The following is a 22,257-nucleotide window of genomic DNA, read 5'->3' on the forward strand; positions in this document are numbered from 1 at the left end:
TCCACCTATACTAATTGCAGTAAAACTCGACTATTGTGCTTTTATTGCACAATGCCGTGCAAAATGACGCCTGCTCGCACGTCCATATTTGACAGGACGCCCTGCGGGCAGACTGCTGACCGTTATCTGGCGGAAAACCGATGGCTGAAACCAAGCTTCTTAAAGATTTGATTGCTCTGTCAAAAACTGGGAGTTTTACCCGGGCGGCCGAATTGCGCAATGTGACTCATCCTGCTTTCAGTCGCAGAATCAGGGAACTGGAACGCTGGGCGGGAACGCTGCTGGTGGACCGAAGTAAAATCCCGGTCAGACTGACGCAGGAAGGTCGGGAGTTGCTGGTCACGGCAGAGTATATTGTTGCCCGCCTCAATACAGTCAGCCGAAAAATCAAATTCCAAACCGGCGGTCACACCTACTCAATCCGCATCGCCACCGGACGCTATCTGGCCAGCACATTGGTGGCGGACTGGGCGTGTGATATGTCAGATGTGATTAGCAGGGAGTTATCTGTTGCGGTCCCTGTACAGATCAGAACCGGCTCGACACCCGATATGGTCGCCCTTTTACAGCGCGAAGAGGTCGATTTTCTGTGCTGTTACGAGCATCCGAATTTATCGCTGCCGGTGGCAACCAGCAACTTTCAGTATCTGCAATTGGGCACAGACCGATTCGTGCCGGTATGCTGTGCCTCGGCGTACAACACCACTTCTTACAACCTTGATGACGAATTTACCGTAATCCCTCATGTGACCTACGTCAATACCCTGTCGCTGCATCACATTCTGAGTGATCACCTGCGATCCAGCAGCTATGCGCTTGAACCGGTCGCGCATTGCGATTCTGTGGAAGTGGCTTGGGCACTGATAAAAAAAGGCCGGGGCATTGGCTGGCTGCCCTGGTCCGTGGTCGAGCAGGATTGCAACCGGGGAACGCTGCGGGTGCTGGGCGGACGGCAAAATGAAGTCCCGTTTGAAGTGCGTCTGTACCGCTCCAAGGAACCGCTATCGGTTGCCGCAGAAATGGCGTGGGAAAAGACAACGCGCTAACGCACGCAGACGTGACCGGTCGCTCATCTATTCTTCGGCCGCAGGCTCACGCAAAGCCGAAATTTCAGGCATCTGTCGTATCCTGGACTTGAGCATTTTCCCGGTCGCACCCAATGGAATTTCATCTACAAAAACCACATCGTCCGGTATCTGCCACTTTGCAATCTTGCCGTCATAAAAGGCCAGCAGCTCCTGCTTATCGAGCGCCATACCCGGTCTGGTTACGACCACGATAATCGGTCGCTCGTCCCATTTTGGATGACTGACACCAACACACGCTGCCAGTTGAACGGCCGGGTGCGCCATCGCAATATTCTCGATCTCAATCGAACTGATCCACTCACCACCTGACTTGATCACATCCTTGCTACGATCCGTGATGTGCATATACCCATCGGTGTCAATTGTCGCCACATCGCCTGTCGGAAACCACCCATCCACCAGGGCCCCTTCTTCTGTTCCGGGAAAATAATCGCGAACCACCCAGGGGCCTTTCACATACAAGTCGCCAAATGTTTTTCCATCCCAGGGCAAGGGCTCGCCATCGTCGCCGACAATCTTGAAATCACATCCGAAAGGCGCCCGTCCTTGTTTGCACCGCAATTTCATTTGTTCATCAGCCGGCAACGTCAGCGATTTGTTTTTCAAGGTGCAGAGCGAGCCCAGCGGACTGGTCTCGGTCATTCCCCAGGCATGAATCACTTCTACTCCATATTGCGCCTGAAATGCCTGGATCATGGCCGGAGGACATGCCGCGCCGCCGATCACCGTACGCCTGAGTGTCGAGAAGCGCAGGTTTTCGTTTTTCATATGATCCAGAAGCATTTGCCACACTGTCGGCACGCCTGCGGCAAACGTGACGCCCTCTTCTTCTATCAATTGATAAACCGATTTGCCGTCCAGCTGTTTGCCCGGAAAGACCAGTTTGCAGCCGGTCAGCGCCGCCGCATAAGGGATGCCCCAGGCATTGACGTGGAACATCGGCACCACGGGCAGCACCGCATCCCGCGCAGAAATAGCCATGGAATCAGGCAATGCAGCAGAATAGGCATGCAGTACAGTGGAGCGGTGACTGTACAGAACGCCCTTGGGATGACCGGTCGTACCACTGGTGTAGCACATGCTGGACGCTGCGTTCTCGTCAAACTGCGGCCAGGTGTAATCTTCCGGCTGCTTTTCGATCCAGGACTCATAACTGATCAGTCCCGGTATGCCGCTATCGGAAGGCAAGTCTTTTTGATCGCAAAGTGCGACATAATAGAGGATAGTCGGACACTGGCTGTGCACCGCCTGCACGAGGGGAAGGAAGGTCAGGTCGAAACACAGAACCTGGTCGCCCGCGTGATTGGCGATCCAGGCAATCTGGTCCGGATGCAAGCGAGGGTTAATGGTATGCAAGACCCGACCCGATCCGCTTACACCGAAGTACAATTCCAGATGCCGATAGCCGTTCCAGGCCAGCGTGCCCACGCGTCCGGATAACGGCAGTTGGATGTCGTCAAGCACGCGCGCGACCTGGCGGGCCCGGCGCGCCATGTCGCGCCACTGGTACCGATGCAAGTCGCCCTCGATACGGCGCGAAACAATTTCACTGTCGCCATGATGACGCTCAGCATGAACAAGCAGCGACGAAATCAAGAGCGGGTGCGATTGCATCAGGCCCATCTGTATTGCCTCTTCCATATGTCCCTCTAATCGTTTTGGTTTGTCCATCGTTTTGCGATGGTACCGAACATTACGCAATGACGACAATAGAGGACATCCCTGCTATCAGGTTCTTGCCTTGGCCTCCTTCTCCAGCAATGCCCGTTTGCGCTCTACGCCCCAACGGTATCCTGAAATATCGCCATCGCGCCGCACCACACGATGGCACGGAATCGCAACTGCAATACGATTGGCTCCGCAGGCCTGTGCAACGGCGCGAACTGCAGTCGGCGCACCAATGCGCGCAGCAATGTCACCGTAGCTGGCCGTGGTGCCCGCAGGAATCTCCCTCAGGGCCTGCCATACACGTTCCTGGAAGGCCGTGCCGCGCACATCCAGCGGCAGATTCAGGCCGACTGAAGGCGCCTCTACAAATCCGATCACCTGCGCGACCGCTTGCTCAAAGTGTTCATCACCGCCCACCAACTGCGCATTTGGAAACTGATCCTGCAAATGACGCAACAACGGCTCGGGGTCGTCTCCCAGAAAAATAGCGCAAATGCCGCGCAGACTTTGCGCCACCAGAATCGCACCCAGCGAACATTGGGCGACGGCGAACCGGATCACGGCACCCTGGCCGCCGGCACGGTACTCGCGCGCGCGCATTCCCAGCAATTGATCGGACGACTCGTAAAAACGGCTGTTGGAATTGAAGCCCGCCGTATAAATTGCGTCTGTGATAGACGTATCGGCTGAACCCAGTTCATCACGCAATTTTCTGGCACGCCAGGCTGAGGCGTAGGCTTTAGGCGTCAGACCGGTTTCGGCCTTGAAAACGCGATGAAAATGAAAGGGGCTCAAATGCGCCTGCTCGGCCAGTTCGTTCAGGGTGGGTGGTGTCTGCGCCATTTCAATCTGCCGACAGGCGCGCGCGACCAGTTCTGCACGCTCATTGGCCGCAGCGGTCTGGTCTGCCCTGGCACGCCGGCTGGCCCGATAGCCTGCGTTCTCAGCATCGGCCGCCGTATCAAAAAACTCGACGTTTTTGCGGCGGGGAAGGCGGGCCGAGGAACTGGGACGGCAATAGACGCCCGTGGTCTTAACGGCATAGACAAAATGCGCATCTGCCAATGGGTTTCGATGCTGCACCGCTTCCCAGCGCTCATCTTCCGAAACAAAGCGAACTGGATCTTGTTTTAATTGCATCATCGCACTCCCGGGAACATTTCCCTGTCAGATTAAATTGAAATTCAGCATAAATCCGAATTCAATCGCAAGCAATCTTTTTCTTGCGGTTGAATTGGCTTTGTGCAATCGTGGCTGGCTTGGGCAACGCACCCCGCAATTAACCATCGATTTCCCGTATATGCAAATTGATATATTAGTGTTTCAATGAAAAGATACATCCATTTCTGACCCGTTTTAACAGGTACCCTGCCATGACAAAACGATCCTATGACTCCCTGCGCAGCGCCCGCTGGTTCGCGCCCGACGATCTGCGCTCCTTCGGCCACCGCTCCCGCATCATGCAAATGGGCTATGCGCCCGAAGACTGGGAAGGCCGCCCCGTTATCGCCATTTTGAATACCTGGTCTGACATCAATCCCTGTCATTCACACTTCAGGCAACGGGTGGAAGATGTCAAACGGGGGATTTTTCAGGCTGGCGGCTTTCCGATAGAATTGCCCGCCCTCTCCCTGTCGGAGAATTTCGTCAAACCCACCACCATGCTTTACCGCAATATGCTGGCGATGGAAGCAGAAGAGTTGCTGCGCAGCCATCCCGTGGATGGTGCCGTGCTGATGGGCGGCTGTGACAAAACCACACCCGGCCTGCTCATGGGCGCAATCAGCGCGGGACTGCCCTGCATTTACTTGCCGGCCGGCCCCATGCTGCGGGGAAACTGGCAGGGGAAAACACTCGGATCGGGCTCAGATGCCTGGAAGTACTGGGACGAGCGGCGTGCCGGCAAAATCAGCAAAACGGAATGGATCGGGGTCGAAGGCGGGATTGCGCGCAGCGCCGGCACCTGCATGACCATGGGGACCGCCAGCACCATGACGGCCATTGCGGAGTCGATTGGCATGACATTGCCCGGGGCCTCTTCTATTCCCGCTGTCGACGCCAATCACATTCGAATGGCTGCTGCCTGCGGGCGCCGCATTGTGGACATGGTCTGGGACGATCTGACGCCGGCCCGCATTCTTTCCAAAGCCAGTTTCCTCAACGCGATTGCGGTCGCCATGGCCATGGGCTGCTCCACCAACGCCGTGATTCACCTCATTGCCATGTCACGTCGCGCGGGCTGCGATGTCACGCTGGATGACTTTGATGCAGCCAGTCGCAAGGTCCCCGTGATTGCCAATGTACGACCCAGTGGCGACACCTATTTGATGGAGGATTTTTATTACGCGGGCGGCCTGCCTGCGCTGATGAAACGCATGAGTGAACACCTGCAAGGCGATACCCTGACTGTGACCGGTCACACGCTTGCAGAAAATATCAAGGACGCAGAAGTCTATAACGATGACGTGATTCGTTCGATGGACAATCCTCTTTATCCGGAAGGCGCGCTCGCCGTGCTGCGCGGCAATCTGGCGCCGTCGGGCTGCGTAATCAAGCCAAGCGCCTGCGCGCCCCGTTTTCTGCGGCACACCGGACCGGCGCTGGTCTTTGACGACTATCCCAGCATGAAAGCGGCTGTGGACGATGACAATCTGGATGTCACACCCGACCACATTATGATCTTGCGCAACGCAGGTCCTCTGGGCGGGCCCGGCATGCCCGAGTGGGGCATGCTGCCGATTCCGACCAAGCTGGTCAGGCAGGGTGTGCGCGATATGCTGCGCATTTCCGATGCCCGCATGAGCGGGACCAGCTACGGCGCCTGTGTTTTGCATGTCGCACCGGAATCCTACGTCGGTGGCAATCTGGCGCTGGTGCGCACTGGCGACATGATTACCGTGGATGTACCCGCGCGGCGCATTCATCTGGAAATAAGCGACGAGGAACTGGCCACAAGACGGGCTGGCTGGGTCGCTCCCGAACGCCGTTTTGAACGCGGCTACGGATGGATGTTTTCTCAGCATATCCTGCAAGCCGATGCCGGATGTGATCTGGACTTTCTCGAAACGCAATTCGGCGCGCCCAACAACGAACCCAGCATTTACTGATCAGGAAAAATCACCATGGCCCTTGACCCCGACGTTCGCAAAAAACTCTCTGCCGTCAGTACCGCTACTCTATGCACGGCACTGTTCAAGCGCGGTCTGCGCAACCAGTTCATCCAGGACGTGCGTCCGCTGAACCCGGATTTGCCTACCATGGTGGGCGAGGCATTCACCCTGCGCTATATTCCGGCGCGGGAAGACCTGAACCCCATCACTGTTTTTCAGCAGCGTGACCACCCGCAACGGGTCGCAGTGGACACCTGCCCTGAAGGCGCGGTACTCATGATTGACAGCCGCAAGGATCCGCGCGCAGCCTCTGCCGGTTCCATTCTGGTCTCGCGCCTGATGAAACGCGGTGCCGCCGGCGTCGTGACAGACGGTGGCTTTCGCGACTCCCCCGAAATCGCCCGTCTGAGCATTCCCGCGTATCACAACCGGCCATCGGCTCCCACCAATCTCACCCTGCATCAGGCACTGGACATCAACGTTCCCATCGGCTGCGGTGATGTCGCTGTGTTTCCCGGCGATATCATCGTGGGCGACGCTGAAGGGGTTGTTGTCATCCCCGCTCATCTGGCACAGGAAATCGCCGCCGAAGCGGTAGAGATGACAGCTTATGAGGATTTTGTCACCGAGCAGGTACTTGCAGGGCGCTCCATTATCGGACTTTACCCGGCCACCGATGAACAGGCCCGCAACGATTTTGCCGCCTGGAGACAGGCCCACAGGCGATAAAGACACTACGACAAACGATCGGATACGCTGAAATGACGCCAACCCCAGTCATGCAACTTGATCGAAGCAGGCAGGCGAGCCCGCAACTGTACGAGCTGTTACGCCGCCAGATTATTGCGCTTGAGCTTACGCCAGGCACGGTGCTGTCGCGCGCAGAGCTGGCCGGCCGGTTTGGCGTCAGCCAGACACCCGTGCGCGAAGCATTGTTAAAACTGGCCCAGGAAAAACTGGTCGATATTTATCCGCAGGCCCTGACCCGCGTCAGCCTGATTGATATTGCATCTGCAATGCAAGCCCATTTTCTGCGCCGCGCCGTCGAACTGGAACTGCTCCATGAACTGGCGAGTGCGCCCTCGCCGACGTTGATTATGACCTTGCAGGCGACGATCGAACAGCAAAAGACCGCGCTGGCGGCGGCCCAGCCTGACGTCTTCAACGATGCAGATATGGCGTTTCATCGCGCTTTGTATCAACACGCAGCCAGAGAGGCGCTCTGGCATCTGGTTCACAGCCAAAGCGGTCATCTGGACAGACTGCGCCGCCTGCATTTGCCGGTGGCTGGCAAGCAGGCGACTATCATTGCAGAACACGAGCTTATCCTCGATGCGATTGAGCGCAAAGACGCCGGTCAGGCCGGTCACTACCTGCGCACCCACCTGTCTGGAACAATGGCCTATATCCGGCAAATACAGTTGGATCACCCTCAGTGGGTGATCGGGCAACCCGAGAGGAACCCTGCTCCGGCGCTGTAATGCCCCCCCGCGCTAAGGATTTGACGCCTGTCCACCCGTATTTAATGACCAGGGACGGAAAAAGCAGGTTGCACCAAGAGGACACTTTATTGTGCTTTGCGCCACTTGCCTTGACTAAAGCGCAAATATCACCCATAATATTTGACTCTTCGTGTGATCTCTTACGGCGCAGTAGCAAAGCGGTTATGCAGCGGATTGCAAATCCGTCCAGAGCGGTTCGACTCCGCTCTGCGCCTCCAGTATTTATACGGTTTACGGGATGATCCAACAATCATAATAGTTCCGCAAAACTCAAAATTTATCCCCAAAATCTCAAAATCTTCGCCCTCCCTCTGGACCCCGACTCAACGTTCGTTTCCTGCGCAGAAATACCTTGGGCGCATCTCCAATTACGTTTGGACAAATATCTGAGCTCAGTATTTTTATTGACCTCCATCAATGTCGTTATAATGAGTACACAACACCTACACTCAAGGAGATCGACATGGCAGATATTATTTACGAAGTCAATGGTAAAGAATTCGCGCTTCGGGAGAGTTCAGATGGAGATGTTGTTGTCTGGCGCGCTTATGAGCTGCCAACCCATAATCCAGTTGAGGGAGTGGAATTTAGCTTGACCACAGATGTCATCGCCGATATCAGGAATGTCCATCAATTCGACGATCCGAATGAAATCGCGGTAGAAAAAGTCAAGCAGCGCCTGGACGAAAAATTCGGCTCCAATTCCTGAACGGGCCGGCATAAACGTCGCAATACGATATGTTCATGGTAAAACCACAACCGTGATAACCAGCAACCCAATAAGAAAACGCATCTTTGAACGTCACTCATACGCATCAATCCGTACCCGCCAGTATCGCCGGACAGGTGGCGGGGGCCTGCAAGTTACTTTCGCATCATCTGGGCGATACGCTGCGAGCGATTCATCTGTTTGGTTCGGCCATTGATGGAGGGCTTAAACCCTGCAGCGATATAGACCTGCTGGTGACAATAAACTCGCCATTGAGCACGGGTGTTCGTCGTGCGCTCATGCAGGATCTTTTGATGATATCGGCGTGGCCAGCCACCCATGACATCATTCGTGCGCTGGAGATTACCATCGTTGTGCATGATGCGGTCGTGCCCTGGCAATACCCGGCATGGCGAGAACTTCAATTCGGCGAATGGCTTCGCACGGAACTGGAAAGCGGTCACCACCAGGAGGCCTGCGCAGACCATGACCTGGCCATTCTACTGACCCAGGCAAGACAACACAGTGTATGCCTGGCGGGTCCCCCTGCTGCCGCGCTATTTGACCCCATACCCGAAGCGGATCTGCGCCGCGCCTACTCGGAAACGCTCGCTCAATGGAATGAAGCTGCTGACTGGCAAGGCGAGGAGCGAAACATTGCACTGGCCCTTGCCCGTATCTGGTTCAGCATATCAACCAACACGATCGCACCAAAACATATTGCAGCGCAATGGGCGCTTGAGCGTCTGCCGCCAGAACACGAATCTGTTCTGTCAACCGCACTGGCCGCGTACCTGGGCCAGGCGGAAGATGACCTGGCTGACAGGAGCGCGCAAATGGCGCGTTTTGTGCATTACGTCAGATCTGCCATCGCGCAAAGCCAGCCGTAATAATCAGGCACCTTCCGGTTAATTAAACCCCACTCATTACCACGTCTTGATTGGCATTTATTGCGTGGCGGCGTAACATAAATACTTTCCACTCTGTATCGCCGTTGCGGCGAGGTTCACATCATGGCATCGAACCCTTCTACGCTTGCTTCCCCTGCCCGGTCCGGGGTCAATTTTGCGCCCGCTGCGGTCTCATTCATTCTGATCGTGCTGGGTATTATTTACCTGAATGGCACAGTCAGCGGCAGGCAGGCCTCGTTGTGGATTGTAGGCATTCTGCTGGGCGCGACACTCTACCATAGCGCTTTTGGCTTTACGTCGGCCTGGCGGGTCTTTATTTCCGACCGCCGAGGTGCCGGACTGCGCGCGCAGATGTTGATGCTGGCCTTCGGCTGCCTGTTGTTCTTCCCTGTGCTGGGCAACGGCACGCTATGGGGCCAAAGCGTAAGCGGCTTTGTCAGTCCGGTCGGCACATCTGTGCTGGTCGGTGCCTTTATTTTTGGCATCGGCATGCAAATGGGCGGCGGTTGTGCCTCAGGAACGCTTTATACCGTAGGCGGCGGCAGTACGCGCATGATTATTACGCTGGCGGGGTTTATTGTCGGCTCGGTCATCGGCGCTGCGCATTTGCCCTGGTGGGCCAGCCAGCCTTCTTTCGCCCCCTACTCAATCGTAAAAGAATGGGGCGCACCCACTGCACTGATCACCAACTTTATTCTGTTTCTGGCAATCGCCCTGTTTACCGTGTGGGCCGAGAAGCGACGCCATGGCGCGCTGATTTCGTCAGCCACGGCCACCGGCAAAGCTGGTGGCTGGGGCAGAATGCTGTCTGGCCCCTGGCCACTGGTAATTGGTTCCGTGGTGCTGGTGCTACTCAATTTTGCGACCCTGGCACTGGCCGGCCGCCCCTGGGGCATCACCTCGGCCTTCGCCTTGTGGGGTTCGAAAATGCTGATGGCCGTGGGATACGATGTCAGCGGCTGGGGGTTCTGGCAAGGTCAGGCGGCAGCATCCCTGGCGCAACCCATCCGCAATGATATTACGAGTGTGATGGACATCGGTATTATCCTGGGCGCTTTGCTGGCAGCCAGTCTGGCCGGCAAATTCGCTCCTGTATGGAAGTTGCCGGCGCGTTCCATTGCAGCGGCTATTATCGGTGGCCTGCTGCTGGGCTATGGCGCCAGACTGGCGTTCGGTTGCAATATCGGTGCTTATTTCAGCGGTATTCTATCGGGCAGTCTGCATGGCTGGTTATGGCTGGTGGCTGCGTTTGCCGGAAATGTAATCGGCACCAAAATTCGACCATTCTTCGGCCTGTCCGTCGAAAAAACCACCCAGACGGGCTGCTAAGCGCTGTCTTAGCCCGGCAGAGATTGACAAAGATCAAGGAGGACACTGCAAAGGCAATGCTAAAATCGCGCCGACCACGCCATCCATTGCAGCAGTCGCTGCTATCGGCAGCCTCTGTTATTGCCTTTTGCACTGGATGATCAGCCAGAACATTCAAGGTGCACAGATGAACACTCTCTATCCGGTATCGCTTTTCTGCAGTATGCTGCTACTGGTTGCTGCGTGTACGCCTTTGCCTCACGCCAGCACCGATGCGACCATTTCCCATCCAGCAATGAAGCCGGTAGACCACTATGCCCGGTCGGATGCCGATTCTGTCGCAGGCAGTGTAAGTCCGCCTGCAGAGGCCTTTATCGCATTCGGTGATCGGCCCGCGCCCTGGCAGGCCATTGTCGATGGCCCGCTGCTGCAGGTGGAACGAAATAGTACCGACATCGTCACGTTGGTGACTGAACGCATCGCGCATCCAAAAGGGGTCGAATATCTCGCCATGAAGCGCATGCTTCAGCCTGCCAGAAAATACAGCAAACACAATGTACATTTGGATATCGTCGAAAAGCCGTGCGCAAATGCCAAAGCATCGTATAAGTTAAGTGCCACGCTGTATTACGGCCCGCAAAAATATACCGGGTGCGCCATTGAAGGTACACTGGCGGCAAATAAAAAATAATTCACGCAGCGAACAGTCTGCCAACAATCGCGCCAACGTTTACACACAAAATAAACCCGGTCTTTCCCGGCCAGGTTTATTCTTCGTGAAACTCCACACGGCGATTTTGTGCACGCCCTTCCTGAGTGGCATTGTCCGCCACCGGTGCCTGAACGCCCTGACCCTCTGTCTGAATGCGATCCGCCGGTACACCGCGTAAAATCAAATACGCTTTGACCGATTCAGCACGGCGCTTTGACAGGACTTCATTAAGCGGCGTGGTGCCCGATTCGTCGGCAAAACCAACCAGCCTCACACGCTTGCCATTTTCATTCAGTTGTTGCGCCAACCGGTCAAGCGCATCGTGGAACCGATCGTCAACTTCGTCGCTGCCGGATGCAAACAAAACCGGTGCAGGCGCAACGGCGGTCCCCTTCGCCTGGGCGGGCGCGACTACTTCAGCCTGGTTGTGAACCTGGATTGATGATCCCACCAGGCTCTGCGCCCGACTGGTCAGTGTGTCTTTCTCTTCCTGCGAGGTCACCTGACCGGTCAACGTCAAGGCATCGTTCTCCAGGTTCATATTTACATCGTGATAGCCACGCAGCAGACTGAGCAATCCCGAGTAGTCCTCAAACGGGATGGCGATTGTCCGAGAATCAATTTTGATATCATCTTCGATTCGACTGTGCCCATCAACCAGTTTGAGCGCGTTCACGATGCGGGTATGAACCGACTCGTTGGGCACGGTTCCCGAAACTTTCAGCGCATCGCCCTCGCGTTGCAGACGAAGTTGCGCGGCAGCTTGATCATTGGCCGCCGGTGTTTCTGCTGAAGACATTGTCTCAGCACCCGGTTGGCTGGCGTCGGTCGATTCCGGCGGCTGAACCGCCTCACCAAACGTTGTGGTCTTACCCGGCACACCGACTTCAGTTGTTGAAGTGCTTGTCGATGCATCGCTGTGCGTTGCTTGCGGTTCGTTCTGATCGGCAGGCGTCGGCGAGTTCTGCGGTGCGACATGCTCTTTCCCACCGCCGGCCTCGGGCTCTGCCGGGACAGCAAAGGTGGTTGTTTTGCCGCTCGACTCTACCGGTGCATCGGCGCTGGAATCGGCGCTGGAATCGGCGCTGGAATCGGCGCTGGAATCGGCGCTGGAATCGGCTGCATTGGAATCGGCTGCATTGGAATCGGCTGCATTGGAATCGGCTGCATTGGAATCAGTTGCACTGGAATCAGCTGCACTGGAATCAGTTGCATTGGTAGCAGCGGCTGTCGCTGCGGTTGCAGTAGCGTCGGCAAAAGTCGTCGTTTTACCCGCTGATTCGGTGCCCGCAGCTGGAGCGGCAGATTGGTTACTTTGTGCCGCAGGCGTGGTGGCGTCGGCACCTGCGTCAGACCCACTTGCGGGTGCGGACTCCGTTTCCATACTGTCACTGGCCGGGCCGGAAGTGGGCTCAGTCGTCGTTGAGTCCTCAGTATGGCCTGACTGTGAAGCCTCCGGCGCGGATTCGGCAGCATTTTTGCCGTTGTCTGTCTGAACGTTGTCTGTCTGAACGTTGTCTGTCTGATCTCCAGCTGTCTGATCGCTGCTGATTTCTGAAGCCGAAGCCGGGTTATCCGCCGCAGTTGCGGCGGCAGTCGCTGCTTTATCTGTATTAGCTGCGCTCTTGTCCGCTGAAGTATCGGCGCCAGATTCTTCAGGTGCAGCAGAAGCCTGCGTCGCTGATGTAGAAGTGGCGCTATCCGTGTTTTCTGTCGGCGTACTATTTTTTACGGAAGCAGCCGATGAGTCACCATTCGGGGCAGGTACAGGTTCGGGGAAATGCGCAGCCGGAGCATCGGCGCCACCCTGGCTTTCAGCGGCACCGGCATCGCTGGTCGATGTGTCGCCCTCAGTGGCCGGCGACTGCGACCCTGTTGGTGCGCCTTCTGTTGGAGCGCCTTCTGTTGGAGCGGCCTCAGCTGGAGCAGTCTCGGCCGGCGTGACTTCTGGTGTCGGAACCGGTGTGGCCGACTGGTCCTGCGTTGCCGGTTCAGCGTTTTCCGTCACGGCGGTATCCGACTGCGTACAGCTTTTGACCCAGGCGACCCCTGCAAGAATCACAGCCAGGGTCAATACCCACTTGAACCAGCCGCCTTTTGTCCGTTCATTCGCATTCGCGGACGAAGACGATGCACCTCGATCCTGCTCTGCCGCAGGCGCAGAATGAGCATCTGCAGAAACATTCACTTCAGGACCGAAAACATCCTCCAGCCGCTCGCCGCCCAGGGCAGCCAGGGCCGGCGCGTCAAGCTGGGGAGCGACATGTGGTGCCTGCGCTGCCAGCAAAGCGGGCAGTTTATCTGCTGCCGAGTTTTCAGTTGTGATATTGTTTTTGAGATAGGACAGCACGAACGGCACAATAACCGACAGCAATGAACCCACCGCTGTTCGATCCAGGCCTGTCGCCACTTCCAGATGACTGGCCACCGGCTCCAGTTGCGCGCCCAATATGGTGCCCTGTTCACGCTCTCCGACCGTCACAATCTGTGCAAACTGATCATTGGTGAGTACGGTGGGCGACAGCGCACTGGAAGTCAGGCTGGCCTGCGTCTGGCTGTCGCGGATATGGGCCGCGAGCTCCTGCGCCCCCTCGGGCTTGCCAGCCTGCAGGGCCATTGCGCCGATCACAAGTGCAACCGCCTTGTCATACGCTATTGTCGCCTGTGGGCGCGGGATATCCAGATATCCCGACACCTGCGCAATCAGGCTGTCACGAATCGGGCCGTAGAAGAATTGACTGAAATCGACACTCATGGAATCCTCGTACCTTGACTTGGAAATGAACGGAACTGCCACGCGGGGTTCGCGGTTCCATAGTATCACTATTCAGCGCCGATTAAGCATAAGGTGGCAGAAACCACCCCACCATGCGCGATCAAGCCTGTGTTTGCGCCGCCTTTTCACGGTGGTACCGCAATGTGCCGGTATGCAGCACCCGGTCACCCGTCACAATCTGGTCCGGGGCAAAAGCCGGCTTGTTGCAGATACGTTCGTAAATCGGGTCAAAATCAATCTGCGCCAGCGCAAACAAATCATCCAGGTCATCAAGGACAAAATAGCTTTTCTGCAGATCGTCAATCCGATAGTCGGTCAGCATCACACGTTCCAGATCAAAGCCCAGTCGATGGGGCGATTCGTCTTCAAGACAATACTGGCTCTCGGTAAACGAAGAACTGATGCCTGCGCCATAAATGCGGATACCATCTTTCTGTTGCACCAGCCCGAATTCGATGGTGTACCAGTACAAACGCGATATGAACGGCAGAATGCCGCGCTCCAGCGCTTTGAGGCCGCCCTGACCGTAAGCCTGCATGAAATCGGCAATAGCCGGATTCATCAACATGGGCGCATGACCGAATACATCATGAAAAATATCGGGCTCCTGCAGGTAATCCAGCTTGTGCTTTGAACGGATGAACTGGCCGGCTGGAAAGCGCCGGTTCGCAATGTGGGTAAAAAACACCTCGTCGGGTACCAGTCCCGGCACGGCAACAATTTGCCAGCCGGTATGCTTCATCAGCAAATCGTTTACACGGCGAAAATCAGGAATTTCATCAGCAGTGATAGGCATCTGTTTGATGCAGTCCAGATACTGGTCGCATACCCGACCCGGCAGCAACCTGGTCTGTCGTTCATACAGCGTTTTCCACACACCATGTTCTTCCGCCGTATACGCTTCCCAGTTCTGATTGATGGTCCAGTCGGGCGATGGGGCAGCTGCGTCTTGCGCGGCACTGCCATGTTTTTCAACGGGGTCTGATTTGAGCGTTTCCATATGATGTCTCCATATACGTCTTCTATGTGGAAACAATATCACGATCCAAAATAACCAGTTATTTCATGCTCAATTTCTTAAAACAACGCAATATTTATTTGTTTATCTTATTTTTTATAGAATATTTATTATTTTCACACTTCAATCGACCTTGGTCGGGCAAAAATATGCCACAAACCGGCTGCAGACTGTCCGTGCCGGTACAATTCAAAGCGCATCGATCGCCTGGGCCAGTTTGATATCCCTGTCCGTCAGTCCGTTGGCGTCATGGGTGGTCAGACGAATATCCACTTTGTTGTAGACATTGCTCCATTCGGGGTGGTGATCGGCTTTCTCGGCCAGCAACGCAACCCGTGTCATAAAGCCGAAGGCCTCGACAAACGAATCAAAGGTAAACTGGCGCCGCAAGGCTTTGCCGTCTTCGTCCAGCGCCCAGCCATCAAGCGAGGCCAGTGCAATACCGACATCTGCTTCATTCAATAGGGTCATCGTCAACTCCGTTTACCACCTGCTCAAATGAGATGTGCCCGGCGTTTTCACGCCGTTGCGTTATATCCATAGTAATGCAAAGCAAGACGTCCAACAAGACCTGGGGCAACCTGCATCTGCCCGGAAAACCGCTTTCTTGCGATGCCGTGCTGTTGCATCATCCATCGCAGCGGAACTCACGTTATCATCATCACAAGCATCATGACGCAAAGGAATCAATCATGGATGAACAGGTTATGGGCGCCATGCAGAAATGGCCCAACGTGCCGGCGGTGTATGGCTGGCTGTCTCTGGGCGCGCAAGGCGACTGGCTGCTGCATAATCATGGCGGCGCACGCGAGGGCGAGACGGGTCAGAAAATTGCCAATGAACAGATCCGGCATTTTATGAATCGCAATTACGCCGCCACGCCGGCAGGCGAATGGTATTTCCAGAATGGGCCGCAGCGCGTGTTTGTCGATCTGGTCTGCGCCCCGTTTATTGCCCGTCTGGCAGACGACCTGCAAACGCTGGTCACGCACAATGAACTGCCCATTACTCGCATAAACCAATGGCTGCTTGACGAGCAGGGCCACTTGTATTTGCGTACCGAGCACGGTGCGGCCATGCTGGCGGGACGCGACATGGAATTGCTCACGGCTCGCCTGAAGGTCCTGGACGAGAAGACTGCCACGTTCACATCCGCGCAGCCGGACAAGCCAACGGCGCAGGCTGTGAACGACAATGGCAACGCCACGGCGCTGGGCGCATCTCATCTTCAGGCGCTGGAAGACGGCGAAACGCTGCAGGTATCCCTGAACAACGCCAGCGCTTTGACCGCGCCCATGCAATGGGTACAGAGCAGCCAGGTTCCAGCGCAACTGGGCTTCGTGCCGGTGCCGACTGCCCGCTAGCTTTTTGCCAATCATGAGGCATTATTGATTACACTATGACTGACTCCATCGCTTCAGACAAAACCACTATGACGTTACCCGGCACTTTGCACTATTTTCCTGCCCCTACGACCCAGGCTTTTTGCAGCCAGTGCGGCAATCCGCTGAGCCGTCTGGTGCCGCCGGAAGATAACCGGGAGCGTGATGTCTGCAATCATTGCGGCGCCGTGCATTACCGTAACCCGCTGATCGTGGTCGGCACCGTTCCCATCTGGAACGACCAGGTACTGCTGTGCCGACGCGCCATTGAACCGCGCTATGGAAAATGGACGCTGCCTGCCGGTTTTATGGAACTGGCCGAGACGACTGCACAGGGCGCCCTGCGCGAAACCGACGAAGAGGCCGGCGCAGATGTCACGCTGGGCAGCCTGTTTACCGTGCTGGATGTGCCGCGCGTCAATCAGGTGCATATGTATTTTCTGGCGACGGTCAACAGCGAGCGACTGGATCCGGGTCCCGAATCGCTGGAAGCGCGGTTTTTCAATCTTGACGAGATCCCCTGGGAAGAACTGTCGTTTCGCACTGTCTTTCATACCCTTCAGGCATATTTGCAGTCCCGGGCCAGCGGCCAGTTTGCGACGCATTATCACAGCATCGAATAACCGGCGCCTGCCTATGGTCCTGCCATCATGATTACCTTGCCCTGTCTTGATAACGGCGTGCCATTTCCAGCGGCCTGCCAGGCGCTGAAAGAACCCGATGGCCTGCTGGCCTTTGGCGGCGATCTGTCCACCACCCGCCTGTTGCAGGCGTACAGACTGGGAATATTTCCCTGGTATTCTTCAGAACAGCCGGTGTTGTGGTGGTCTCCTTCGCAACGCATGGTACTGCAATGCGCCCAGTTCAGAATTTCCCGTAATCTGGTCAAATTGCTCAAACGCATTGCCCGCGACGAGCGACAACCCGATGCCCAGGTGGTTGTGACGACCGATGTGGCATTTGAAGAAGTCATGCGGGCCTGTGCTGCGCCTCGCGGCACGCAGAGCGGCACCTGGATCACAGATGAAATGATCGCTGCCTATACGGCATTACACCACCTGGGCTACGCCCATTCCATCGAAGTGCGCGTTAATGGACAGCTGATGGGCGGACTGTATGGTATATGTATTGGACGCATGTTCTACGGCGAATCCATGTTCTCCCATAGCAGCAATACCTCAAAAATTGCGCTTGCCTGGCTGGTGCGATTTCTGCAAAAGCAAGACGTGGCGTGGATCGATTGCCAGCAGGACACGCCGCATTTGGCCAGTATGGGTGCCCGGCCGGTACCGCGCGCCGCATTCCTCAGGCAGGTTGCCCAGGCTGTCGCCCAGCCCGGATTCGACTGGCCGGCAGGACAACTGCTGGCGGACGGTATTATCGTTCACCCGATGTGAGTCTGCGTATTTTTAAGGTATAGTGGTCAAAACAGCCTTAAAGCGGGCCAGCAGCCATGAGCGATATCCACGATCCGTCATTCAATATTCTGCAGTTTTATCTGACCGCACCGTACCCCTGCAGTTATCTGGACGGGAAAATGGCGCGCTCTCAGGTTGTTGTGCCCGGACACCTGATCCGTCCAGATGTCTACGCACAACTGCTGCGCAATGGCTTTCGGCGCAGCGGCCTGTTTACATATCGACCGCGCTGTGATCAATGCCGGGCCTGTATTTCCGTTCGCATCAATTGCGCGCACTTTGCTCCCAGCCGAACTCAGCGCCGCATAATGAAGCGACATGACAATTTGCGCGCGCGCATCCGCACGCTGGAATGGGATGAAAGCCACTTTACGCTTTACAAGAAATACCAGGCGTCGCGCCATGCCGGCGGTGGCATGGACGACGACAGTTCCGAACAATACGAAGAATTTCTGCTGACCAGTCGCATCAACTCGCAACTGGTTGAGTTTCATGATGAAGACGGAGAACTCAGAATCGTGTCCATTATGGATTTGTCTGATGACGGGTTTTCCTCGGTATACACCTTCTTCGATCCCGATTATGCTGGCAGCCTGGGCACCTACAGCATCTTATGGCAAATCCGGCATTGCAACGAACGCGGTCTGCCATGGCTGTACCTGGGCTACTGGATCGCTCAAAGCCGTAAAATGGCGTACAAAATCAATTTTACGCCTATCGAGCTTTATATTAATCACCGCTGGACCGACAGTACCGAGCTTGATCTGTCCGATCCACCTACTCTCTGATATATCATGTCACTCGCCTATCGCCTATACCCACTGATCCGCCCGGTGCTGTTTTCCATGGACCCCGAGCGCGCGCACGAACGTACGCTGGAAGGACTCAACAAACTGCATCAATGGGGTTTGCTGAAAAAAGTGCTGGACGCAAAACCGGCCGCGCCGTTGCGTCTGCTGAACCTGAATTTACCCAATCCGGTGGGCCTGGCCGCCGGCCTGGACAAAAACGGCGCCTATATCGATGCACTGGGCCATATGGGGTTTGGATTCATTGAAGTGGGCACTGTCACACCCAAGGCGCAGCCTGGCAATCCCAAGCCCCGCATGTTCCGGCTGCCTGAAGCCAGCGCCCTCATCAATCGCCTGGGGTTCAACAATCTTGGCCTGGATGCCTTTCTGGCCAATGTCGCGACCAGCGAATGGAAAAAACAGGGCGGCATCCTCGGCCTGAATATCGGCAAGAATGCCAGCACACCTATAGAGCAGGCGGCCAATGATTATCTGCTGGGACTTGAAGCGGTATACCCTCAGGCCGATTATGTCACCGTTAATATTTCATCGCCCAACACGCAGAACCTGCGCGCCCTGCAGCAAGCCGATGAGCTGACCGGGCTGCTGACCGCCCTGCGCGAAAAACGCAAGGAGCTGGCTGACCGGCATGGCCGGGCTGTGCCGGTCGTGGTGAAAATCGCCCCCGACCTGGATGCCAGCCAGATTGCAACGATTGCAGACCTGCTGCCGCAATATGAGATTGATGGCGTGATCGCCACCAATACGACTTTGTCGCGCAAGGGCGTGAACGGATTGCATTACGCCAAGGAAAAAGGCGGGATGTCCGGACGACCCTTGCACGAAGCGTCACTGAAAGTCATTCAGGGGCTGCGCCAGTCCCTGGGCAAGGACTATCCAATTATTGGCGTGGGTGGCATTATGCAAGGCGCACAGGCGGCGGAAAAAATACAGGCAGGCGCCAACGCCATTCAGCTTTATACCGGTCTTATCTATCGCGGCCCCGAGCTCGTGGATGAGTGCGTTCAGGCCATCGCCCGGGCCCCGAACACACAGCAGGCCTGATTCAATTGAACTGCAAAAAATTCACCGCCAGACGCTGGAATAAAACCAGCCTGTGGCGGTGAATGTTTATATAACGGCCTAAGACCTCGATGAACATGGTCGGCGCCCTGGGGCGCCATCCATCAATCGCAGAAATTAAGCCTGACGACGGGCAGCAGAACGGGTTGCAGTCGCAGCCGCTTTGGTTGCAGACTCCGTGGCTTTGATCGTTGCATTGGTTGCAGCAGAGAGGTTGGACTCGGCCACTTCGGCAGCCTGTTTAGCCGCTTTGTTCATTGAATCATAAGCGGTAGAAACAGTAGCCAGCGAAGATTTCATCAAGGCAACAGCGCTTTCAGAACCGGTAGGCGCGTTTTTTGCCAGTTGGTCGATGGCTTCAGAAACCTGCTGCTGACCTTCGGCAACCTGGGCTTCTGTCAGTTTGATCAGCTCGTTGCTGACGCCGGACACGATGTCATACACGTGGCGTGTATACGCAATCGCTTTTTCAGAGTTGGGCTGAGCCAAAGAAGAAACAAAAGCGGCAGCTTCCTGGGGATCCTTGATTTCTGCAACCTGCTGAGACTGCTCGGCAACTTCGCCCAGTGTGGCTTTGATTACTTTCAGGTTCAGGTCAACGAGTTTTTCGAAACCGCCAAACAGCGAACCCTGAACGGCAACGGCTGCGTTCAATGCTGATTTTTGACGATCAATAATTTGTTGTGGAATGGCGCTCATGATAATAAGTCCTCGGTAGAGAGTACGGTGTCAAATGAGACAGATGCTTTGTGGCGATCCACGTACACATCTGCTGGAAACAGTTTGTTGCGCTGGCGGCAATGTCTTATTCACTGCTGGGCAAAGCTACCCACCCATTTATTGCATTGCACAATCAAATTATACACACCATTTTTTCCAAATCAAGTCTTTTTTGTGCATTGCACAAAAAATATAGAAATAGCGTGATGGCGTCAGATAATTTATTGAATATTAACTATTTTCTGTGACTACGCCATGACACAAGCCGGGTCAAGTGGCTGAGCAGACAGCCACCCCATCACCCTTTGCAAGGCTTATTCGTAACCCAGGGCACCTGATATTTTTGCTGCGGTGCTTACCAGCATATCGACCCACTCTTCCTGTAATCGTTCTGCAGGTGCAGAGATCGACAGACCCGCCACCAGCTTGCCGGAATCGTCATAAATACCCGCCGAAATGCAGCGCACCCCCAGCTCAAGCTCTTCATTGTCGCGTGCATAGCCATGGCGCCGCACAAAACTCAGATCACGCTCAAGACGCTCCAGGTCGGTCAGACTGTTGCGGGTATTGCCGGACAGGCCGGTGCGCGTTGCATAGGCCCGGACAAAACGCGCGTCTGCAGAGGCCAGAAACAATTTACCGACAGAGGTCAGATGCAGCGGCGCCCGCCCGCCGATGGCGCGCACCACCTGCATGCCCGAACGTTCACTCCAGGCGCGATCGATATAGACAATGTCGTCACCCTGCTGAATAGACAAATTCACGGTCTGACCGGTCAGATGATGCAAAGTCTGCAGATAATCGTGCGCAACATCGCGTACATTGAGCCGATCCTTGACCAGTGCACCCAACTCGAGAAGACGGATACCCAATTGGTACATGCCGTTATTGACCCGTTCGACATAACGCCCCACCGCCAGATCGTTCAGGATCCGGTGCGCCGTTGAAGCATGTAGTTGGGTGAGCGCAGCAATGTCCTTCAGTGAAACCGGGTGAGGCTGGTCAGCCAGCACATCCAGCACTTTCATGGTTCGTTCCAGAACCTGGATACTGATGCCTGAGGCGATGTCCGGTTTGTCGGACTCGGACGTTGCATGCGCGTGTAAAAGCCGGTTTGCCATAATGGATGTTTGTATATTGCAGTGCAATATATTCTATCCCATATTGTGAAAAATAGGAACATTTTACTGCCCTATTTCCTTTTTCAAACAGCTTCCCAGGGGGGTTATACGGGTTTATCCGGATGAAACCGACCGCCAACCCGCAGTATTTCGCCCTTCAAATAATCGAACGCATCGCTGGCCGCGGGTTCCTCTCCTTTGACGCCCAGATCAATATAGGCACCCGCGCCCTGCCCCATCGTCGGCAGACTGAAAGTGCTGATACCCGACCATTGCGTTTCAATATGTTCAAGCGCCGGCGTAATGCGCGATTCAGGCACGCCATACGCCAGAATGTTATGCGAGACCAGCTGACGCAGGTTTTGATAGTCGGCATACCGATTGTCCAGGGTCCACTCCACCATGGGCCAGGCCATTTCCGGAAAACCGGGAACAAAGGTGTGATCGTGAATAAAAAAGCCGGGAATTCGGTTATAGGGATTGGGCACGATCTCAGCGCCTACCGGAAACACGCCCATGGCCAGGCGACGCTGATTTTCAGGAGAACCGGGGTCATGCGTGCCGCGGCCTTCGCGGGCAAGTTGCGCAAAACGTTCGGTAATCAGTTGTTCCGCTTCGGGATGCAGTGCAAGCGAAACGCCCAGCGCCTGCGCGACGGCAGTACGGGTTTTGTCATCGGGCGTGGCGCCAATGCCACCGCTGGAAAACACGATATCGCCGGAAGCAAAGCTGCGCTTATAGGCAGCAATCAGTGTTTCCAGATCATCCGGAAGAAATTCGGCGCGGGACAATTGCATGCCGCGCGCGCCCAGCAATTCGATGATTTTGGACAGGTGCTTGTCCTGACGCCGACCGGAAAGGATTTCATCCCCGACAATAATCAAACTGATTTTACGTGCTGCCTTGTCATTCATAATGCTGATCCTTGTTGTTTACCGGC

General features: G+C 55.6%; 21 protein-coding genes and 1 tRNA gene. 14 read left to right on the top strand and 8 right to left on the bottom strand.

What is annotated here, in order from left to right; all coding sequences use genetic code 11:
• Positions 1 to 140: 140 nt before the first annotated feature.
• On the top strand, positions 141 to 1,046 hold the full coding sequence (locus tag W822_RS43460) for a LysR family transcriptional regulator (protein WP_024007091.1): 906 nt from the start codon (positions 141 to 143) through the stop codon (positions 1,044 to 1,046).
• A gap of 27 nt (positions 1,047 to 1,073) precedes the next feature.
• Here the strand turns inward: W822_RS43460 and W822_RS43465 are convergent, their stop codons facing one another.
• Positions 1,074 to 2,729, bottom strand: coding sequence for a 3-(methylthio)propionyl-CoA ligase (locus W822_RS43465; RefSeq protein WP_253272343.1), 1,656 nt, complete (start codon positions 2,727 to 2,729; stop codon positions 1,074 to 1,076).
• Positions 2,730 to 2,816: 87 nt separating this feature from the next.
• Positions 2,817 to 3,896, bottom strand: coding sequence for a bifunctional DNA-binding transcriptional regulator/O6-methylguanine-DNA methyltransferase Ada (gene ada / locus W822_RS0124095; RefSeq protein ID WP_031243603.1), 1,080 nt, complete (start codon positions 3,894 to 3,896; stop codon positions 2,817 to 2,819).
• 233 nt (positions 3,897 to 4,129) lie between these two features.
• Between ada and araD the strand changes: the two genes are divergently transcribed.
• The 8 genes from araD (at position 4,130) to W822_RS43505 (ending at position 10,987) form a co-directional block, all read left to right on the top strand.
• Positions 4,130 to 5,863: an L-arabinonate dehydratase gene (gene araD, locus W822_RS43470; protein ID WP_024007094.1), complete on the top strand. Its 1,734-nt coding sequence runs from the start codon at positions 4,130 to 4,132 to the stop codon at positions 5,861 to 5,863.
• A gap of 15 nt (positions 5,864 to 5,878) precedes the next feature.
• Positions 5,879 to 6,595: a ribonuclease activity regulator RraA gene (locus W822_RS43475; RefSeq protein WP_024007095.1), complete on the top strand. Its 717-nt coding sequence runs from the start codon at positions 5,879 to 5,881 to the stop codon at positions 6,593 to 6,595.
• Between the two features lie 32 nt (positions 6,596 to 6,627).
• The gene (locus W822_RS43480) at positions 6,628 to 7,347 is read left to right on the top strand and encodes a GntR family transcriptional regulator (RefSeq protein WP_031243604.1); all 720 of its coding nucleotides are present in this window, start codon (positions 6,628 to 6,630) and stop codon (positions 7,345 to 7,347) included.
• 165 nt (positions 7,348 to 7,512) lie between these two features.
• Positions 7,513 to 7,586: transfer RNA gene (locus tag W822_RS43485), tRNA-Cys, on the top strand.
• Positions 7,587 to 7,831: 245 nt separating this feature from the next.
• On the top strand, positions 7,832 to 8,077 hold the full coding sequence (locus W822_RS43490; protein ID WP_024007097.1) for a hypothetical protein: 246 nt from the start codon (positions 7,832 to 7,834) through the stop codon (positions 8,075 to 8,077).
• A gap of 86 nt (positions 8,078 to 8,163) precedes the next feature.
• Positions 8,164 to 8,967 carry an aminoglycoside nucleotidyltransferase ANT9 gene (locus W822_RS43495; RefSeq protein ID WP_024007098.1) on the top strand — a complete coding sequence of 268 codons (804 nt, stop codon included), beginning with the start codon at positions 8,164 to 8,166 and terminating at the stop codon, positions 8,965 to 8,967.
• A gap of 123 nt (positions 8,968 to 9,090) precedes the next feature.
• Entirely contained in the window at positions 9,091 to 10,317 is a 1,227-nt protein-coding gene (locus W822_RS43500; RefSeq protein ID WP_024007099.1) for a YeeE/YedE family protein, read from the top strand.
• A 166-nt stretch (positions 10,318 to 10,483) separates the two neighbouring features.
• Positions 10,484 to 10,987: a hypothetical protein gene (locus tag W822_RS43505; protein WP_155848212.1), complete on the top strand. Its 504-nt coding sequence runs from the start codon at positions 10,484 to 10,486 to the stop codon at positions 10,985 to 10,987.
• A 76-nt stretch (positions 10,988 to 11,063) separates the two neighbouring features.
• Here the strand turns inward: W822_RS43505 and W822_RS43510 are convergent, their stop codons facing one another.
• From W822_RS43510 to W822_RS43520, 3 genes are all read right to left on the bottom strand, one after another.
• Positions 11,064 to 13,763 (bottom strand): OmpA family protein, encoded by a 2,700-nt coding sequence (locus tag W822_RS43510; RefSeq protein ID WP_024007101.1) that lies wholly within the window; start codon positions 13,761 to 13,763, stop codon positions 11,064 to 11,066.
• Between the two features lie 121 nt (positions 13,764 to 13,884).
• Positions 13,885 to 14,784 carry a phenylalanine 4-monooxygenase gene (gene phhA / locus W822_RS43515; protein ID WP_024007102.1) on the bottom strand — a complete coding sequence of 300 codons (900 nt, stop codon included), beginning with the start codon at positions 14,782 to 14,784 and terminating at the stop codon, positions 13,885 to 13,887.
• Positions 14,785 to 14,991: 207 nt separating this feature from the next.
• A complete protein-coding gene (locus W822_RS43520) occupies positions 14,992 to 15,273 on the bottom strand; it encodes a 4a-hydroxytetrahydrobiopterin dehydratase (RefSeq protein WP_031243605.1) in 282 nt (93 codons plus the stop codon).
• A 221-nt stretch (positions 15,274 to 15,494) separates the two neighbouring features.
• On the opposite strand from W822_RS43520, the gene W822_RS43525 reads away from it, so the two are divergent.
• The 5 genes from W822_RS43525 (at position 15,495) to W822_RS43545 (ending at position 19,458) form a co-directional block, all read left to right on the top strand.
• Positions 15,495 to 16,166: a DUF2946 family protein gene (locus W822_RS43525; protein WP_024007104.1), complete on the top strand. Its 672-nt coding sequence runs from the start codon at positions 15,495 to 15,497 to the stop codon at positions 16,164 to 16,166.
• A 68-nt stretch (positions 16,167 to 16,234) separates the two neighbouring features.
• Positions 16,235 to 16,807 carry an NUDIX hydrolase gene (locus W822_RS43530; protein WP_024007105.1) on the top strand — a complete coding sequence of 191 codons (573 nt, stop codon included), beginning with the start codon at positions 16,235 to 16,237 and terminating at the stop codon, positions 16,805 to 16,807.
• A 30-nt stretch (positions 16,808 to 16,837) separates the two neighbouring features.
• Complete coding sequence (gene aat, locus W822_RS43535; RefSeq protein ID WP_024007106.1) at positions 16,838 to 17,581, top strand: leucyl/phenylalanyl-tRNA--protein transferase; 744 nt, start codon at positions 16,838 to 16,840, stop codon at positions 17,579 to 17,581.
• A 56-nt stretch (positions 17,582 to 17,637) separates the two neighbouring features.
• Positions 17,638 to 18,390 carry an arginyltransferase gene (locus W822_RS43540; protein ID WP_024007107.1) on the top strand — a complete coding sequence of 251 codons (753 nt, stop codon included), beginning with the start codon at positions 17,638 to 17,640 and terminating at the stop codon, positions 18,388 to 18,390.
• A 6-nt stretch (positions 18,391 to 18,396) separates the two neighbouring features.
• Positions 18,397 to 19,458, top strand: a complete 1,062-nt coding sequence (locus W822_RS43545) for a quinone-dependent dihydroorotate dehydrogenase (protein WP_024007108.1) — start codon at positions 18,397 to 18,399, stop codon at positions 19,456 to 19,458.
• 135 nt (positions 19,459 to 19,593) lie between these two features.
• Here the strand turns inward: W822_RS43545 and phaP are convergent, their stop codons facing one another.
• From phaP to W822_RS43565, 3 genes are all read right to left on the bottom strand, one after another.
• On the bottom strand, positions 19,594 to 20,175 hold the full coding sequence (gene phaP / locus W822_RS43550) for a TIGR01841 family phasin (RefSeq protein WP_024007109.1): 582 nt from the start codon (positions 20,173 to 20,175) through the stop codon (positions 19,594 to 19,596).
• Between the two features lie 335 nt (positions 20,176 to 20,510).
• Positions 20,511 to 21,317, bottom strand: a complete 807-nt coding sequence (locus W822_RS43560) for an IclR family transcriptional regulator (protein WP_031243606.1) — start codon at positions 21,315 to 21,317, stop codon at positions 20,511 to 20,513.
• Between the two features lie 104 nt (positions 21,318 to 21,421).
• The gene (locus W822_RS43565; protein WP_024007112.1) at positions 21,422 to 22,231 is read right to left on the bottom strand and encodes a competence/damage-inducible protein A; all 810 of its coding nucleotides are present in this window, start codon (positions 22,229 to 22,231) and stop codon (positions 21,422 to 21,424) included.
• Positions 22,232 to 22,257 lie beyond the last annotated feature (26 nt).

Origin of the sequence: Advenella kashmirensis W13003 (assembly GCF_000506985.1) — a bacterium.
Taxonomy (GTDB): domain Bacteria; phylum Pseudomonadota; class Gammaproteobacteria; order Burkholderiales; family Burkholderiaceae_B; genus Advenella; species Advenella kashmirensis_A.